Consider the following 16,633-nt stretch of genomic DNA (forward strand, 5'->3'; position numbering starts at 1 on the left):
GTGCGTTCTTCCGGCGGGCGGCCTCGGCCACGGGGACTCCTGCGATAACTCGTCTGACGCCGGATCGGCGCTAGATCTTCGGCTGCTGCTGGGTGATGCAGTGGATGCCACCACCCCCGGCAAAGATCGTACGGGCGTCAACGAGCGTCACGGTCCGCTCCGGGAAGAGACGGCGGAAGATGCCCGCCGCGATCTCGTCACGCGGGTCGTCGAAACCGCACAGGACGACGCCGCCGTTGCAGAGGTAGTGGTTGATGTAGGAGTAGTCGACCCATCCCTCGTCGTCGGTGAGGACGGTCGGCGCGGGCACCTCGACGATCTGGAGGGTGCGTCCCCGGGCATCGGTCTGCCCTCGCAGCACCCCGATGATCTCCTTGCTGACCTCGTGGTCAGGGTGGGCGGGGTCCTGCTGCGAGTGCACGAGGACGACACCGGGCGCGGCGAAGGCGGCGACGATGTCGACGTGCCCCCGGGTGCCGAACTGACCGTAGTCACCGGTGAGGCCCTTCGGCAGCCAGATCGCCTTTCGCGTGCCGATGCGGGCGTGGATCGCCTCCTCGGCCTGCTCGCGGGTGAGGCCTGGATTGCGCCCCGGGTCGAGCTGGACCGTGTCGGTCAGCAGGACCGTGCCCTCGCCGTCGACGTGGATGCCGCCGCCCTCGTTGACCAGGGGCGAGGAGTGGACGGGCACACCGGCCAGGTCGGCGACATGGCGGGCGATCTTCGCGTCGTGCTCCCAGCGGGCCCAGTCCTGGCCGCCCCAGCCGTTGAACGTCCAGTCCACAGCGGCGAGTTGATCACCATCGCGTACGAAGGTGGGGCCGATGTCACGCATCCACGCGTCGTCCAGATCCCGCTCGACCAACTCGACGTCAGGACCGAGGAGAGCGCGGGCCGACTCGCTCTGCCCGGTACCGACGACCATCGTGACGGGTTCGAAGCGGCGTACGGCACGGGCGACGCCCGCCCAGGCGGCGCGCGCGTCGGCCAGCTCACGCTCGTCCGTGAAGGTCGTGTTGGGGCCCGGCCACGCCATCCAGGTGCGCTCGTGCGGGGCCCACTCGGGGGGCATACGGAAGGTCATGGTGATCCCTAAAGGGCTGCGGGAAGGAGAACTACAGGAAGTAGAGGCGGTTGAGCGAGACCGAGTCGGCGGGCTCGGAACGGACCGGGTCGCCGTCGAGGGTGACCAGGCCGGAGCGCTGGTCGACGTCGATGGACCCGGTGCGCGAGTTGAGGCGCAGATCGGCGGGCCCGATGCCCCGGGTGCCCCGCACGGCGACCCTGCGCCGCCGCGTCGGCATCTGGTCGTTGCCCTGGTCGACGGCTGCCTGCGCGACGAAGGCCACGGAGATGTCGGCGGGCGTCGCACCGTACGACCCGAACTGCGGGCCGAGGACGAGGGGCTCGCAGGTGTCGGTCGCGGCGTTCGGATCGCCCACGACTCCATAGGCCGGGAAGCCGGACTTGAGCACCAACTGCGGCTTGGCGCCGAAGAATTCGGGCTTCCAGAGGACGATGTCGGCGAGCTTGCCGAGCTCGATGGAGCCGACTTCGTGGGCGAGGCCGTGGGCGATGGCGGGGTTGATGGTCAGCTTGGCCATGTAGCGCAGGACGCGCGCGTTGTCGTCCCCGTCGCCGTCGCCGTCCATGGGGCCGAGCTCGGCCTTCATCTTCCCGGCCATCGCGAAGGTCCTGCGTACGGTCTCGCCCGCGCGCCCCATGCCCTGCGCGTCGGAGGAGGTGATGCCGATGGCGCCCAGGTCGTGCAGCACGTCCTCGGCGCCCATCGTCCCGGCCCGGATGCGGTCGCGGGCCATGTGCGCGTCACCCGGCAGATCCGTCTTCAGATCATGGACGGAGACGATCATCCCGTAGTGCTCGGCGACGGCATCGCGCCCGAAGGGCAGCGTGGGATTGGTGGAGGAGCCGATCACGTTCGGCACGCCCGCCATCTTCAGTACGTTCGGTACGTGACCGCCGCCACAGCCCTCGATGTGGAAGGCGTGAATGGTCCGCCCTTCCAGCACCTTGAGGGTGTCCTCGACCGAGAGACATTCATTCAACCCGTCGCTGTGCAGGGCGACTTGCACGTCGTGTTCCTCGGCGACCCGCAGCGCGGTGTCGAGCGCGCGGGTGTGCGCGCCCATGTCCTCGTGCACCTTGAAGCCCGACGCGCCGCCCTCGGCGAGCGCCTCGATCAGCGGGGCGTCGTGCGAGGACGAACCCCGGCCCAGGAAGCCGATGTTGACCGGCCAGGCGTCGAAGGCGTTGAACGCGTGGCGAAGGGCCCAGGGGGAGTTGACCCCGACGCCCCACACCGGCCCGAACTCCTGGCCGATGATCGTGGTGACACCGGAGGCGAGGGACGCCTCCATGATGCGCGGCGACAACAGGTGTACATGGGTGTCCACGGACCCGGCGGTGGCGATGAGCCCTTCCCCCGAGACGATGGACGTACCGGTGCCGACGACGACGTCGACCCCGTCGAGGGTGTCGGGATTCCCGGCACGGCCGATCGCGTGGATGCGGCCTTCCCTGATCCCGATGGACACCTTGCGGATGCCCTGCACGGCGTCGATGACCAGCACATTGCTGATGACGACGTCACAGGTCTCGCGGACGGCGGCGGCCTTCAGGTGCAGCCCGTCGCGGGCGGTCTTCCCGAACCCGGCCAGGAATTCGTCACCGTACTGCTGAGAATCGGACTCCACCCGGACGGTCAGTCCGGAGTCCCCCAGCCGGACCCGGTCGCCCGCGCGAGGGCCGTGGGTCGAGGCGTACGCGTACGGATCGATGCGTTGTGTGGTCATCGGTCAGCTCCCAGGTAGCCGCAGGCCCTGGCCCTGCGCAGGGCCTCTTCCTTCGCGCCGGGCGCGTCGAGCGGACCGTCCACGAGCCCCGCGAAGCCGATCGCGATCCGCTCGCCGCCGATCGGCACGAGCCCCACGTCGACGCTCTCGCCGGGCCCGAAGCGGACCGAGGACCCGGCGGGCACCGCGAGCCGCATCCCGTAGGCGGCGGAGCGGTCGAAGTCGAGCCGGGGGTTGGCCTCGAAGAGGTGGAAGTGCGAGGTCACGGAGACGGGAACGGTGGCGGTGTTGCGCACGGTCAGCGTCAGGACGGGGGTGAGCTCCTCGTGCTCCGGGCCCGGAAGCAGCGCTCCCGGCGCCTCTGCGCCCAGGCCCGTCCCGATCGGCCGGGACACGACCGCGAGCCGGGACCCGTCGTCGAAGACGGCCTCGACATGCACTTCGGTCACCACGTCCGCCACACCCGGCAGGACGTCGTCAGAGCCGAGGACCGAGCGCGCGTGCTCGATCGCCTCGGCGAGTCTGGCCCCGTCGCGGGCCGCCTCGCACACCGTGTCCGCGATCAGCGCGGTCGCTTCGGGGACGTTGAGCCTGAGGCCGCGCGCCTTGCGGGCCCTGGCGAGCTCGGCCGCCCCGAAGAGCAGCAGCCGGTCGCGTTCCGTGGGGGTAAGCCGCACTCCACCACACCTCCGTCGTTTGAGCATCACTCTAACCACAAGATTGACACGACGGAAACATTGACGCGCGAGCTTGCCTCAGTCACATTGAGCAGCACTCAAATAGTCGGACGGCGGCCTGTGTGCGCAGGCGGCCACGATCGAGCGTCAGGGGCACCCTCATGCCGATAGAACAGCGCGGAGTCGACACCATCCCGGACGGGGAACGCACCAGCGGACCCCGCGACCTCATCTCGATCCTGCTCGGCTCCAACCTCTGCCTGGGGGTGATCGTCTTCGGCTGGCTTCCGGTGTCGTTCGGCCTCGGCTGGTGGGCGTCGGTCACGTCCGTGGTGGCAGGCACGGTCATCGGAACGGCCCTGACGGCACCCCTTGCCCTGGTCTCACTCCGTACGGGCACGAACCTCTCCACATCCTCAGGAGCCCAGTTCGGCGTCCGGGGCCGCCTCGTCGGCTCGGTCGTGGGCCTCCTCCTCTCCCTCGGCTACACCGCGCTGACCGTCTGGATCGGCGGCGACGTGATGGTGGGCGTCCTGCACCGGCTGACAGGGCTCCCGTCGAGCGGCCTCTCGTACGGGATCGTGTACGCGCTCCTCGCCGCCGCCACGGTGACGGGGGCGGTGTACGGCTACCGGGTCCTGCTGCGCCTCTCGCGCGTCCTCGCGGTGGGCATGACCGCCCTCCTGATCCTCGGCGTGGTGGCCTACGGCCCCGACTTCACCACCGCCGCCGTGCCCGACGCGGGCGGCTACCTCCTGGGCTCGTTCTGGCCCACCTGGCTGCTCTCCCTGGTGGCGGCGGGCCTGAGCGGCCCCATCGCCTTCATCACGCTCCTGGGCGACTACACGCGCTACGTCTCCCCCACCCGCCACAGCTCCCGGACGGTGCTTCGGGCATCGTGGGCCGGCCTGCTCGCCGGGCTCCTGGTTCCGCAGCTCTTCGGTACGTTCACGGCGTACGCGGCGGGCTCGGCGCTCGACTACGCGGGCCCGCTGGTCTCGGCCTCGCCCACCTGGTACTTGATCCCGCTCCTCCTGGCCGCATCGGCGGGCTCGGTCGGCAACGCGGGCCTGATGCTGTACTCGATGGGTCTCGACCTGGACGCGATCCTGCCGCGCGCGTCCCGTGCCCGTGCGACATTCACGGTCGCGGTGGTCGCCACGGCCTGCGTCTTCGTCGGCCACTACGCGTGGCAGGCGCAGGACGCGATGACGTCGTTCGTCCTGCTCCTGACGGCGATCGGCACCCCCTGGGCGGTGATCACCCTGATCGGCTTCGCGCGCTGCCGGGGCGTCTACGACGCGGAGTCGCTCCAGGTCTTCAACCGCCGTTCCAGGGGCGGGATCTACTGGTACCGCGCGGGCTGGAACGTCCCCGCGACGGTGAGCTGGGCCCTGGGCGCGGCGGTCGGCCTCGCGGCCGTCTCCCTGCCCTCCTACGAGGGCCCGCTGCTCTCCCTGACGGGCGGGGTGGACTGCAGCTTCCTCCTGTCGGGCCTGGTGGGCGGGGTGGCGTACACAGTCCTTGAACGCAAGCAGGCACCCGAGCCCGCACAGGACCCCTCGCCGGGTCAGCGTGCCGACGCCGTGATCAGCTCATAGCCGTACCGCTTGGTGACGGCGCCCCCGTACGTGCCGTCGATCAACTCCCTTACGCAGCCGAGCAGTCCGTCACGTGATGCGACATTGCGGAAGAGACGAGGCGGCGGCCCGCAGTCGGCAGCGCTCGCGCGGGGTCGTGCCGGTATTTCCGCCCGGAGCACGGTTCGCGGCACTCCGGGGCCGAAGTACCCACGCGGCCACTGGACGATAGCGAGGACGGACATACCGGCGCGGCCCCGCTGCCCAAACAGACCGAGGCCGCTACACCAGCCCCCACTCCACCCGCCACAGGCGCCGCAGGCCTCAGCGGCCCGGCCCCGGCATCACATCGAGCCGCTCTCAGCCGAGATCATGCATCCAGCCGTGCCGGTCCTTCGCCGTCCCCCGCTGCACATCGAGCAGCGCCTCACGAAGCCGCATCGTCACCGGACCCGGCTCACCACCGCTCTGCGTCCACTCCCCCGAGCGGCACTTGACCGTCCCCACGGGAGTGATCACCGCGGCGGTGCCGCAGGCGAAGACCTCCGTGAGCGTGCCCTCGGAGGTGTCCGCCTGCCACTGGTCGATCGAGACCCGCGACTCCTCCGACGTGTAGCCGAGGTCACGGGCGACCGTGAGCAGCGAGTCACGGGTGATCCCGGCAAGGAGCGACCCCGTCAGAGTCGGCGTGACGATCTTGTCCCCGTACACGAAGTACAGGTTCATGCCGCCGAGCTCCTCGACCCACTTGTGCTCGACCGCGTCCAAGTACGCGACCTGGTCGCAGCCCTTCGCCGCGGCCTCGGCCTGCGCGAGCAGGGACGCCGCGTAGTTGCCGCCGGTCTTGGCGTCGCCCACGCCGCCCGGGACGGCCCGCACGCGGTCCTCCGAGAGCCAGATCGAGACGGGCTTGACGCCACCGGGGAAGTACGCGCCCGCGGGCGACGCGATCACGATGAACAGGTACTCGTTGGCGGGCTTCACGCCGAGCCCGACCTCGCTCGCGATCATGAACGGACGCAGGTACAGCGACTCCTCGCCACCGTGCGCCGGCACCCACGCCTTGTCCTGCTTGACCAGCGCGTCGCACGCCTCGATGAACGTCTCGACCGGCAGCTCAGGCATCGCGAGCCGCCGCGCCGACCGCTGGAAGCGCTCCGCGTTGGCCTCGGGCCGGAAGGAGGCCACCGTGCCGTCGGGCTGGCGGTACGCCTTGAGGCCCTCGAAGATCTCCTGCGCGTAGTGCAGGACGTTGGTCGCCGGGTCGAGGGAGAGCGGGCCGTACGGCACGAGCTGGCCGTCGTGCCAGCCGCGGCCCTCCGTCCACTTGATCGTCACCATGTGATCGGTGAAGTGGCGACCGAACCCGGGGTTCGTCAGGATCGCCTCGCGCTCCGCGGTGGACAGCGGGGTCGAGGTGGGCTTCAGCTCGATCGTGGGTGTCGGCGTCGTCGTCATGAGTACTAGTCCTTCACGGTGTGATGGTGACGGACCGCGCTCACGTCTGCACTTCCACGCCTGTACTTCTCGTACTAGGACGTCCGAGTAACCCTGCATTCCGCGGCCCCACGTTCGATTATCGCTCTCGTGGCGCCGAGGAAGAAACAGCGTGAATGCGGCCCAGGGGTCGATGGTGGCACCCGGAGCCGCATACGAGAAGCCGCCGGGTCCGTGATACCAGACCCGGCGGCTTCTGTGTCCAGAGGATGAGCTACCGGGTCAGCCCGCTACTCGTACGGCGAGGGCGTCGCCGATCTGCTCGGTGGAGCGGACGCTCTCACCGCGCTCCGCGAGGTCCGCCGAGACGGCAGTCTCGATGCGCGCCGCCTCGTCCTCGTACCCGAGGTGACGCAGGAGCAGCGCGACCGAGAGGACGGTGGCCGACGGGTCGGCCTTGCCCTGGCCCGCGATGTCCGGCGCCGAGCCGTGCACGGGCTCGAACATCGAGGGGAACTCGCGCGCCGGGTTGATGTTCCCGGAGGCCGCGACGCCGATGCCGCCGGAGACGGCCGCGGCGAGGTCGGTGATGATGTCGCCGAAGAGGTTGTCGGTGACGATCACGTCGAAACGGGCCGGGTCGGTGACGAGGTAGATCGTCGCGGCGTCGACGTGGATGTAGTCCGTGGTGACGTCGGGGAACTCCTTCGCCACCTTGTTGAAGACGTTCGTCCAGAGGTGACCCGCGTACGCCAGGACGTTGTTCTTGTGGACCAGCGTCAGCTTCTTGCGCGGGCGGGCCTGCGCACGGGCGAAGGCGTCACGGACCACGCGCTCCACGCCGAAGGCGGTGTTGACGGAGACCTCGGTGGCGACCTCGTGCGGGGTACCGGTGCGGATCGAGCCGCCGTTGCCCGTGTAGGGGCCTTCGGTCCCTTCGCGTACGACGATGAAGTCGATCTCCGGCTGCCCCGCGAGCGGAGTGGAGACACCCGGAAGGAGCTTCGACGGCCGCAGGTTGACGTGGTGGTCGAAGAGGAAGCGGAGCTTCAGCAGGAAGCCGCGCTCCAGGACGCCGGACGGGACCGAGGGGTCGCCGATCGCGCCGAGGAGGATCGCGTCGTACTGCTTGAGGGCCTCCACATCGGCGTCGGTGAGGGTCTCACCGGTGGCGTGATAGCGCCTGGCGCCGAAGTCGAACTCCTTGGTCTCCAGCTTCACATCCTGCGGGAGGACGGCATTGAGGACCTTGAGCCCCTGGGCCACGACTTCCTGGCCGATTCCATCACCGGGGATCACTGCGAGATTGAGGATGCGAGAACTATCCGACATGCGAGAAGCCTACGCTCCGTCCCACGGGATGACACTCACGGTCCGACATGCGGACACCTCTTGAGCCTCCCCGAAAAACCCGTTGGCGGGCCCACCGCGGCCACTGCTAATTTGCTGGCGGCCGTGCGAGAGAACGAGGAGGTGGTACCCGTGAACGCAGTATCGACATGGGTGCTCCCCTCGGGGTTCACGGTCGGGCGATAGGCAGGTCGTCCGGGAGCGCCGTTTCAGAGCCCTCCCGAAAGGCACGACCATGCACTTCACTTCTGAACAGCGTCTCGACGACGGCGTCATCGAGCGCGAATTCACCCTCGGCGAGACCCCCGACAGCCCCGGCATCCCCGGCATCCTGTGGGCGCCCGCAGCCGCCTCCGCACCGGCGCCGCTGATCCTGCTCGGCCACCCTCCCCTCGGACTGCGCAAGATGTACCCCCGCCTCGCGGGGCGGGCCCGGCAGTCCGCGGCGGAGGGCTTCGCCTCGGCCACCATCGAGCTCCCCGGGAACGGCGACCGGCCCCGTTGGCCCGCCCTCGAGCAGGCCCGCGCCGACCTGCGCCGGGCGCTGGAGGCAGGCGAGCCGGTCGGCGACGAGATCGTCGACGCCCTCGTACTCCCGCTGGTCGAGAAGGCGGTCCCGGAATGGCAGGCTGCCCTGGACGCCCTCCTTTCGCTGCCCGAGATCGGCGGCCCGGTCGGGTACTCGGGGGGAGTGATGTCCATCGGGGTCCGGCTCGCGGTGGTCGAGCCGCGCATCGTGGCCGCCGGTCTGTTCGCCGGGAGTTTCGTGCCGCGCGCCATGTTCGACGAGGCACGCCAGGTCACCATTCCGCTGCATGTCCTGCTGCAGTGGGACGACGAAGGGAACGACCGGCAGACGGCCCTGGACCTGTTCGACGCCTTCGCCTCCACGGAGAAGACACTGCACGCCAACATGGGCGGGCACGCCGGCGTCCCACAGTTCGCGGGGGATGCCGCGGCCCAGTTCTTCACCCGGCATCTGAAGTGAGACCGGGCCGTCCACCACATGGCCACCCTCTCTTCACCTGGAGGCCTGGCGGGAGTTGGAAGTTACTGGGAAGTTTTCCTCCCATGGACACCCCCAACGTCGGCATACCGGCGCAGCTCGCGGCCGAGATGAACATGCCGGAGCAGCACGAATACCTGCGCAAGAGATTCTCCCGCCGCAAGGTGCTCGCCAGTTCGTTCGCCACGGCCGGGGCGGCGGGCGGCATCGGCCTGCTCGCCGGCAGCTCGGGCAGCGCCCACGGCGGGGGCGCTTCGGCGTCGACCCCGCTCGCCGCGCCGCCCGCTCCGGTACGGGTGGACGGCAAGCTGGTGGCGCCCTTCGCCCGGCATCTCGCCTTCGGGGCCGACCCGAAGACGCAGATGCGGGTCTCCTGGCAGGTGCCGCTCGCGGTCAAGTCCCCTTATCTGCGGGTGGGGTTGGAGCCCTGGGAGCTGAGCCGGAAGATCGAGGCGGAGGTGCGCGATCTGCACACCCCGTCCCTGTCGAAGAAGCTGCCCGCGGTCGAGCAGTACTACCTGCACGCGGCGCTCGACGGCCTGAAGCCCGGCACGACGTACTACTACGGCGTCGGCCACGAGGGCTTCGACCCGGCGTCCCCCGAGCGGATGGCGACGATCGGCTCCTTCCGCACGGCACCCGCGGCGGCGGAGAAGTTCGTCTTCACGGCCTTCGGCGACCAGGGCGTGAGCTATGACGCGCTGGCCAACGACCAGTTGATCCTCGGCCAGAACCCGTCCTTCCATCTGCACGCGGGGGACATCTGCTACGCCGACTCCAGCGGGCACGGCAAGGAGTCGGACACGTACGACGCGCGTGTGTGGGACCAGTTCCTCGCGCAGACGGAGAGCGTCGCGAAGTCCGTCCCGTGGATGGTGACGACCGGCAACCACGACATGGAGGCCTGGTACTCACCGAACGGCTACGGCGGCCAGTCCGCCCGCTGGTCGCTCCCGGACAACGGCTTCGACCCGAAGAACGCGCCGGGCGTCTACTCCTTCACGTACGGCAATGTCGGCATCGTCGCGCTCGACGCGAACGACGTCTCGTACGAGATCCCCGCCAACAAGGGCTACACGGACGGCAAGCAGACCGCCTGGCTCGACAAGCGCCTCGGCGCACTGCGGGCGGACGACTCGATCGACTTCGTCGTGGTCTTCTTCCACCACTGCATGTACTCGACGGCGACCCACGCGTCGGACGGCGGGGTGCGCGACGCGTGGCTCGAGCTGTTCACCAAGCACCAGGTGGACCTGGTCATCAACGGCCACAACCACGTCTACGAGCGGACCGACGCGGTCAAGGGCGGCGAGGTCGGCAAGCCCGTGCCGGTCGGCGCGTCGACCGATCCGACGCGCGACGGCATCGTGTACGTCACCGCGGGCGGCGCGGGCAAGGACCTCTACAGCTTCGGCCTCGGGGTGAAGGACAGCTACGAGGGGAACGTGCACGACCACGACTCGATCGTGTCCTTCCACTGGACGAAGCTGCGCCTTCCCGACCCGGACACGGTGGAGTGGTCACGGGTGCGCTACACCGGCTTCTCGTTCCTCGCGGTGGAGGTGACGGCCGGTGCGAACCCGAAGCTGACGGTCTCCGCGCTCGCCGAGAGCGGTGAGCGCGTGGACCACTTCGAGGTGGCGCGCGGGGGTCAGTGACCTGTTTCGCCGCCGTTGTCCCTGCGGTCGAGGGCTCGCTGCAGGGCGGCGGCGGCGTTCTTGCGCTCGGACTCGTTCGTGCGGGGGGCGTGGCGGACTCGGCGTGCGGTCGTCTCGGCCATGGGAGATCCACTCCTTGAGGGAAGGGGTTATCGAGACGCCGGAAGGGGCGGGGAGCGGTGGAGCAGCAGGGTTCGCCTGCGGGGGCTCCGGCTCACGACCGCCATTCGCTTGATCGAGCGAGACGTTCGGCTTCTACCAAGCTAAGTGAGGACCCCGCATCTGTCTCCACAATTACTCGGACTTCCTACTATCTGAGACGGGCCTCGCTACCGGCCTCGCCACGAGCCTCACTCGCGTACCGCGCGCAGCTCCCGGATCAGGGCCCTCACAGCCGTGGAAGAAGCCAGCTCGGGGGTAGTGACGTAGCCCACGGAGCGGGTCGGGCGCTCCGTGCCGAGATCGGTGATCTCGATGGTGTCCGGTGCTCCGGTCAGGGAGAGGGCGGGCATGATCGCCATGCCGTGACCATTGCTCACCATCGAGAGCACTGCTCCGTCGTCCTCGGTCAGCACGGTCGCCCCGGGGATCCAGTCCTGCCTGCGCCACCACTGTCTCGTGTAGGAACCGCAGTTCTCGTGCCAGTCCACCAGCGGCAGCGAGCGCGGGTCGGGGTGGCCCACCGGGTGCACCAGCGCGTAGGGCTCTTCGAGGAGTACGTCGCCGATGAGCCCGGCGGGCACGGGCGAGCTGCCGCCGAGCGTCGCGATGCCCACGTCGGCGCGGCCCTCGGCGACCTCGCCCGCCGTGCCCGCGCCGAGCTCCCGGACCACGCGGACCTCGGGCCGGATACCGGGGTGACTGGCGGCGAGGCGTTGCAGGGCGGCCGGGAGCAGATACAGGGCGGCGCTGCGGAAGGCGGCGATGCGCAGGGGTCCTTCGACGGTGCCGCTGTCCGCGCCGCGGGCCTCCGCCACCAGGGTGTCGAGCAGCCGCAGGACGCGCCGGGCGTATCCGGCGGCGGCGGTTCCGGCGGGCGTCGGCGTGGCGCCCTTGCGGCCCCGCTCGAAGAGCACGGCACCGACCTTGCGCTCGATGCCGCGGACGGAGTGCGATACCGCCGACTGGGTGAGGCCGAGGGCCTGCGCCGCCGCCGAGAACCCGCGCTCGCTGTCGACGGCGACGAGGATGCGGAGCTCGTGCGGGGCGAGGTCGGTGGCGGCGGTCTTCGGAGCGGCAGCCATGGCAGCGGTTGCGGCGATCTTCCGAGCGGCATCCATCAGGGTTCCCACCTGCTTCTATGAGGACCCTTCATGGACCGGGCCGTTCCATGAGCGCAACCCTCTCCCCGGCCCCCGCATTCCTCCGTACGGTCACCGTCATGACCGAGACCGCGCTCACCGTGCACCAGACCGCCCGCCCTCATGGCTTCCCCACCCCGGCCGACTTCACCTTCGTCGAGTCCGCGCCGCCCGCGCCCACCCCCGGAACGGCCCTGGTGGAGAACCTGTACTGGTCGGTGGACCCGTACCACCGCGAAATGATGGACGGCGACTTCGAGCTCGACGCACCCCTGGAGGGCCGTGCGCTCGGCCGTGTCATCGAGTCCCGCGACCCCGCGCTCCCCGAGGGCGAGATCGTCTTCCACCGGCAGGGCTGGCGCACCCACAGCGTCGTCACCCCCGAGGAGGCCCGCGCCGTCCCCCGCTTCGACGGCGTACCCCTCTCCGCGCACCTGAGCATCCTCGGCGGCACCGGACTCACCGCCTATGTCGGCCTCACCCGAATCGCCGAACTCCGCGAAGGGCAGGACGTGTTCGTCTCCGCAGCGGCCGGCGGCGTGGGCACGGCCACCGGGCGGCTCGCACGCCTGATGGGCGCCGGACGGCTCGTCGGCAGCGCGGGGACGGCGGCGAAGGCGGCGTACCTGACGGAACACGTCGGCTACGACGAGGCCTTCGACTACCACACAGGCCCGACAGCGGACCTTCTCGCGAAGGCGGCGCCCGACGGCATCGACCTCTATGTGGACAATGTCGGCAGTGAGCACCTCGAAGCCGCGATCGCCTCGCTGCGCGAGTACGGGCGGATCGTACGCATCGGCACGATCGCCCAGTACAACAGCACCGGCACGCCGTACGCGCTGCGCAATCTCCCCGACATCGTCGAGAAGAGTCTGCGCATGGAGGGCTTCCTCGTCCGCAACCACCGTGAAGTGCAGGAGGAGTTGAACGAGTTCGTCGTGCCGCATCTGCAGAGCGGACGCATCGGGCTCGACGAGACCGTGGTCGACGGCTTCGGCAACATCGTGGACGCGTTCCTGGGGATGCTGCGGGGCGAGAACCGGGGCAAGATCATCGTGCGGGCGGCGGAAGCCTCCGAGGCACGGGGCGCCTAGAAAATGTCCCCGTCGCGCCAGTCGATGAGGAGTTCGTGCGCCGGGTCGAGGTCGGCGAGGTCGGCGCCCCGCCTCAACGGCGGCCCGGTCGGCAAGACGGAATGCTGCGCGCTCGTGGTCCTCGCGGGCGGCTTCCGGGTGGGTGGTGCCGGTGCTGGTGCCGGTGCTGGTGCTGGTGCTGGTGCTGGTGCTGGTGGTGATCACCGCGGGTTCGGCGCTGACAGTAGCGGTCCGACTCGCCGCATCCGGTGTGCAGTTGGCGCGCACATCGGCTGCGGCGGTTCTACGGGCTGTATCTGGCCTTGCTCTGCGTCGGATTCACGACGGGGCTCTCATTGATCGTGACGGGATGGAGCTGACCGGGGCACACTCGTGAACATGGCTGACGAGACCGAAGCACGGCCCTGGACCCCCATCCACGGCGAGCCCTACCGCTCCGTTCCCTACCACCCCGCCCGGATGCCCGAGGCCGAATCCCTCGCGCACGCAGCCGAGTTGCGCGAGCGGATGGATGAGCGAAGGACCGTTCGGCAGTTCGCACCCGACCCCGTGCCCGCGCAGGCCGTGCGGGACGCGATCGCGTGCGCGGCGACCGCGCCGTCCGGCGCGCATCAGCAACCCTGGACATTCGTCCTCGTACAGGACCCCGGCATACGGCAGCGCATCCGCGAGGCCGCCGAGCACGAGGAGCAGATCTCGTACGACGGGCGGCTCGGCGAGGAGTGGCTCGCCGCCCTGCGTCCGCTGGGCACGGATGACGTGAAGGCCCATCTGACGGACGCGCCCGCGCTGATCGTCGTCTTCCAGCAGCGGTACTGGCTGGGTGACGACGGAGCCAAGCACAAGCACTACTACGTGGACGAGTCGGTCGGCATAGCTGTGGGGATGCTGCTCTCCGCGCTGCATCTGTCGGGGCTCGCGGCGCTGATCCACACGCCGAGCCCGATGCGGTTCCTGTCCAAGGTGCTCGGGCGCCCGGAGAACGAGAAGGCATTCGCGGTGATCCCTGTGGGGTATCCGGCGGCGGACTGCCAGGTGCCCGATCTCGTACGGAAGTCGCTGGATCAGGTCCTGATCGAAGTCTGAGCCAGCTCCAGCTCCGGCTCCAGCTCCCGGTCGAAGTCCAGGCCCCGCTCCTGGTCCAGGGCCGGGTAGTCCGTGTAGCCCGCCGCGCCGTGGGTGTAGAGGTGCGCCGCGTCGATCGTGTTGAGCGGGGCGCCGAGCGCGAAGCGGCGCGGCAGGTCCGGGTTGGAGATGAAGGCCCTGCCGTACGACACCAGGTCGGCGCGTCCGGCCGCCAGGACCGCCTCGCCCGCCTCGCGGGTGGTCGGGTCGCCGTTCTCGCCCACGTTGGCGATGAGAGTGCCGTGCCAGTGGGGGCGCAGGTCGGTGAGGGCGGGGTAGTCGGCGTTGTCGGTGAGGTGGAGATAGGCGAGGCCGAGCCCGTCGACCTCGTCGAGGAGCGCACGGTAGACGGGCCCCGGGTCAGCCTCGGCCATGCCGAACTGGGGGTTACCGGGCGAGAGGCGCAGCCCCAGACGTTCCGCGCCGATGGCGTCCGCCACCGCTCGGGTCACCTCCACCGCGAAGCGGATGCGGTCGGCGATGGTGTTCTTGCCGTACTCGTCGTCGCGGAGGTTGGTGTTGTCGGCGAGGAACTGGTGGATCAAGTAGCTGTTGGCGCCGTGGAGTTCCACTCCGTCGAAGCCCGCAGCGATGGCGTTGCGGGCGGCGGCCGCGAAGTCCTCGACGGCCTGGTGGACCTCGGCGAGCGTCATCGCACGCGGGGTGACCGCGTCGGCCTTCGCCCCGTCGCGTACGTGCACGCGGCCCGGGGCCAGCACGGCTGAGGGCGCCGTGGGGATGTCCTCGTCGATGCGGGACAGCGGGTGGCCGTGGCGGCCGCCGTGCATGAGCTGGGCGTAGATCCGGCCGCCATCGGCATGTACGGCCTCGGTCACCCGGCGCCAGCCCTCGATGTGCGCGGCGGTCTCGAGCCCCGGGTAACGCCAGCCGCTCTGACCCCGGCTCGACGGCCAGATGCCCTCGGTGACGATGAGGCCCGCGGTGGCGCGCTGGGCGTAGTGGTCGGCGACTACGGGGAGCGGGGTGCCGTCGTCGGTGGCGCGGTGGCGGCTCATGGGGGCCATGACGATGCGGTTGGGCAGGCGCAGGCCGCTGGCCGTGGGGACGGAATACGGTGTAAGGAGCTTGCTGTTCGTCATGCCGGAACGGTAAGAGCTGACACCGGTGTCAGATTCAAGTCTGGAGGGCTCTGGGATGCGGATCGGTGAGCTGTCGCGGCGTACCGCTGTGAGTGAGCGGTCCCTGCGTTACTACGAGAAGCAGGGGTTGCTGGCGGCCGAGCGTACGCCTGGGGGTCACCGGGAGTATCCCGAGAAGGCGGTCGACCGGGTCGTCCACATCCAGGAGCTGTTCGCGGCGGGCCTGTGCAGCGCGAAGATCGTGGAGCTGCTGCCGTGTATGCGGGACAAGGACGGCGGCCCTTCGGCGAGCGCCACGCCTTGGCTGGTGGAGGAGCTTTCGGTGGAGCGGGCCCGGATCGACGGCATGGTGGAGGAGTTGCTGCGGGCCCGGGATGTGCTGGACGAGGTGATCTCCGCGGCCTCGGGGCGCGTGGAGGCCTGACCGCGAGACCTGGCACCTAACCAGTAAAAGCCCATTGACCAGTTAGCACCGCACATGCTTCACTCACCCCCAAGGCAACCATTGAAAGCTCTTTTGGGGGTTAGAAATGATGACGCGTACTCGCCAGGTGCACTACCGGTCCACCGACGTACGAGGGCACGAGATCTTCTACCGCGAGGCGGGAGACACCGACGCACCCGTCCTGCTTCTGCTGCACGGGTTCCCCACCAGTTCACACATGTTCCGCGACCTCATCCCGCTGCTCGCGGACCGGTATCGCGTGATCGCCCCCGACCACATCGGCTTCGGCCGCTCCGCCGCGCCATCCGCCGATGACTTCACCTACACCTTCGCCGAACTCGCCGATGTCACAGCGGAGTTCACCGAGCGGATCGGCCTGACGCGCTTCGCGCTCTACGTCCAGGACTACGGCGCCCCCATCGGCCTGCGCCTCGCGCTCGCGCACCCCGAGCGCGTCACCGCGATCGTGACGCAGAACGGCAACGCGTACGAGGAAGGCCTCGGCACCGAGGCCTGGGCACCCGCCCTCGCCTACATCGCGGACCCGAGCGAGAAGACCGCCGCGCCCGTACGGGAGATCTGGTCCCCGGAGGGCATCAAGTGGCAGTACACGCACGGAGTCCCGGATCCGAGTCTGCTCGACCCCGGCGCCTGGCAGCACGACACGGCGCTGCTGGCCCGCGACGGCCAGGACGGGATACAGCTCGCGCTGATGGGCGACTACGGAAGCAACATCGACCTGTATCCCGCGTTCCACGAGTACTTCCGCGCCTCCCAGATCCCGCTGCTCGCGGTCTGGGGCGCCCACGACGAGATCTTCGTGCCGGACGGCGCGCTCGCCTTCCTGCGGGACCTGCCGAAGGCGGAGGTGCACCTGCTGCCCGCCGGGCACTTCGCCCTGGAGACGCACTCGGCGCAGATCGGCGAGCTGATCGACGGCTTCCTCACGAGGCTGGCCGCCGCAGCCTGACCAGCGGACAAAAACTACAGACGGCACCTACAGACGACACCCACAGACAACACCGCCTCCGACCGGGGTGGGGC

General features: G+C 69.7%; 17 protein-coding genes. 8 read left to right on the forward strand and 9 right to left on the reverse strand.

From position 1 onward, the window contains the following. Positions 1–70: 70 nt before the first annotated feature. Genes ACGFSB_RS34720 through ureA form a run of 3 tightly spaced genes read right to left on the reverse strand, consistent with a single transcriptional unit; the run spans position 71 to position 3,490 of the window. A complete protein-coding gene (locus ACGFSB_RS34720; protein ID WP_393407779.1) occupies positions 71–1,084 on the reverse strand; it encodes an agmatine/peptidylarginine deiminase in 1,014 nt (337 codons plus the stop codon). A gap of 31 nt (positions 1,085–1,115) precedes the next feature. Continuing rightward, positions 1,116–2,813: an urease subunit alpha gene (locus tag ACGFSB_RS34725; protein WP_393407781.1), complete on the reverse strand. Its 1,698-nt coding sequence runs from the start codon at positions 2,811–2,813 to the stop codon at positions 1,116–1,118. Then, positions 2,810–3,490 (reverse strand): urease subunit gamma, encoded by a 681-nt coding sequence (ureA, locus tag ACGFSB_RS34730; protein WP_393407784.1) that lies wholly within the window; start codon positions 3,488–3,490, stop codon positions 2,810–2,812. Before ureA ends, ACGFSB_RS34725 begins: the two co-directional genes overlap by 4 nt. 161 nt (positions 3,491–3,651) lie before the next feature. Between ureA and ACGFSB_RS34735 the strand changes: the two genes are divergently transcribed. Next, the gene (locus tag ACGFSB_RS34735) at positions 3,652–5,091 is read left to right on the forward strand and encodes a cytosine permease (protein WP_393407786.1); all 1,440 of its coding nucleotides are present in this window, start codon (positions 3,652–3,654) and stop codon (positions 5,089–5,091) included. On the opposite strand, the gene ACGFSB_RS34740 is transcribed toward ACGFSB_RS34735, so the two are convergent. The 3 genes from ACGFSB_RS34740 to ACGFSB_RS34750 all read right to left on the reverse strand — a co-directional run bounded on the left by ACGFSB_RS34740 (position 5,061) and on the right by ACGFSB_RS34750 (position 7,839). After that, positions 5,061–5,315, reverse strand: a complete 255-nt coding sequence (locus ACGFSB_RS34740; RefSeq protein WP_393407788.1) for a hypothetical protein — start codon at positions 5,313–5,315, stop codon at positions 5,061–5,063. The two genes, ACGFSB_RS34735 and ACGFSB_RS34740, sit on opposite strands and share 31 nt — an antisense overlap. Positions 5,316–5,430: 115 nt before the next feature. Beyond that, positions 5,431–6,528, reverse strand: coding sequence for a branched-chain amino acid aminotransferase (locus ACGFSB_RS34745; RefSeq protein WP_393407790.1), 1,098 nt, complete (start codon positions 6,526–6,528; stop codon positions 5,431–5,433). A gap of 261 nt (positions 6,529–6,789) precedes the next feature. Beyond that, positions 6,790–7,839, reverse strand: coding sequence for a 3-isopropylmalate dehydrogenase (locus ACGFSB_RS34750; RefSeq protein WP_393407793.1), 1,050 nt, complete (start codon positions 7,837–7,839; stop codon positions 6,790–6,792). 253 nt (positions 7,840–8,092) lie between these two features. Here ACGFSB_RS34750 and ACGFSB_RS34755 point away from each other — a divergent pair, with 253 nt between their 5' ends. Together ACGFSB_RS34755 and ACGFSB_RS34760 are read left to right on the forward strand one after the other, a co-directional pair. Beyond that, complete coding sequence (locus ACGFSB_RS34755) at positions 8,093–8,845, forward strand: alpha/beta hydrolase (protein WP_393407796.1); 753 nt, start codon at positions 8,093–8,095, stop codon at positions 8,843–8,845. A gap of 83 nt (positions 8,846–8,928) precedes the next feature. Further along, positions 8,929–10,521, forward strand: a complete 1,593-nt coding sequence (locus ACGFSB_RS34760) for a purple acid phosphatase family protein (protein WP_393407798.1) — start codon at positions 8,929–8,931, stop codon at positions 10,519–10,521. Here the strand turns inward: ACGFSB_RS34760 and ACGFSB_RS34765 are convergent. Together ACGFSB_RS34765 and ACGFSB_RS34770 are read right to left on the reverse strand one after the other, a co-directional pair. Then, entirely contained in the window at positions 10,515–10,643 is a 129-nt protein-coding gene (locus ACGFSB_RS34765) for a hypothetical protein (protein ID WP_393407801.1), read from the reverse strand. The two genes, ACGFSB_RS34760 and ACGFSB_RS34765, sit on opposite strands and share 7 nt — an antisense overlap. 228 nt (positions 10,644–10,871) lie before the next feature. Further along, positions 10,872–11,765 (reverse strand): LysR family transcriptional regulator, encoded by an 894-nt coding sequence (locus ACGFSB_RS34770; protein WP_393408040.1) that lies wholly within the window; start codon positions 11,763–11,765, stop codon positions 10,872–10,874. A gap of 137 nt (positions 11,766–11,902) precedes the next feature. Between ACGFSB_RS34770 and ACGFSB_RS34775 the strand changes: the two genes are divergently transcribed. The 3 genes from ACGFSB_RS34775 to ACGFSB_RS34785 all read left to right on the forward strand — a co-directional run bounded on the left by ACGFSB_RS34775 (position 11,903) and on the right by ACGFSB_RS34785 (position 14,005). Further along, a complete protein-coding gene (locus tag ACGFSB_RS34775) occupies positions 11,903–12,919 on the forward strand; it encodes an NADP-dependent oxidoreductase (RefSeq protein ID WP_393407803.1) in 1,017 nt (338 codons plus the stop codon). 145 nt (positions 12,920–13,064) lie between these two features. Continuing rightward, positions 13,065–13,295, forward strand: a complete 231-nt coding sequence (locus ACGFSB_RS34780) for a hypothetical protein (protein ID WP_393407806.1) — start codon at positions 13,065–13,067, stop codon at positions 13,293–13,295. A 2-nt stretch (positions 13,296–13,297) separates the two neighbouring features. Further along, a complete protein-coding gene (locus ACGFSB_RS34785) occupies positions 13,298–14,005 on the forward strand; it encodes a nitroreductase family protein (RefSeq protein WP_393407808.1) in 708 nt (235 codons plus the stop codon). Here the strand turns inward: ACGFSB_RS34785 and ACGFSB_RS34790 are convergent. Then, positions 13,984–15,144, reverse strand: coding sequence for an alkene reductase (locus tag ACGFSB_RS34790; protein ID WP_393407811.1), 1,161 nt, complete (start codon positions 15,142–15,144; stop codon positions 13,984–13,986). The two genes, ACGFSB_RS34785 and ACGFSB_RS34790, sit on opposite strands and share 22 nt — an antisense overlap. Positions 15,145–15,199: 55 nt before the next feature. Here ACGFSB_RS34790 and ACGFSB_RS34795 point away from each other — a divergent pair, with 55 nt between their 5' ends. Together ACGFSB_RS34795 and ACGFSB_RS34800 are read left to right on the forward strand one after the other, a co-directional pair. Next, positions 15,200–15,568 carry a MerR family transcriptional regulator gene (locus ACGFSB_RS34795; RefSeq protein ID WP_393407813.1) on the forward strand — a complete coding sequence of 123 codons (369 nt, stop codon included), beginning with the start codon at positions 15,200–15,202 and terminating at the stop codon, positions 15,566–15,568. A gap of 106 nt (positions 15,569–15,674) precedes the next feature. Further along, positions 15,675–16,559 (forward strand): alpha/beta fold hydrolase, encoded by an 885-nt coding sequence (locus ACGFSB_RS34800; RefSeq protein ID WP_393407816.1) that lies wholly within the window; start codon positions 15,675–15,677, stop codon positions 16,557–16,559. Positions 16,560–16,633 lie beyond the last annotated feature (74 nt).

The organism is Streptomyces sp. NPDC048441 (assembly GCF_043200235.1).
Taxonomy (GTDB): domain Bacteria; phylum Actinomycetota; class Actinomycetes; order Streptomycetales; family Streptomycetaceae; genus Streptomyces.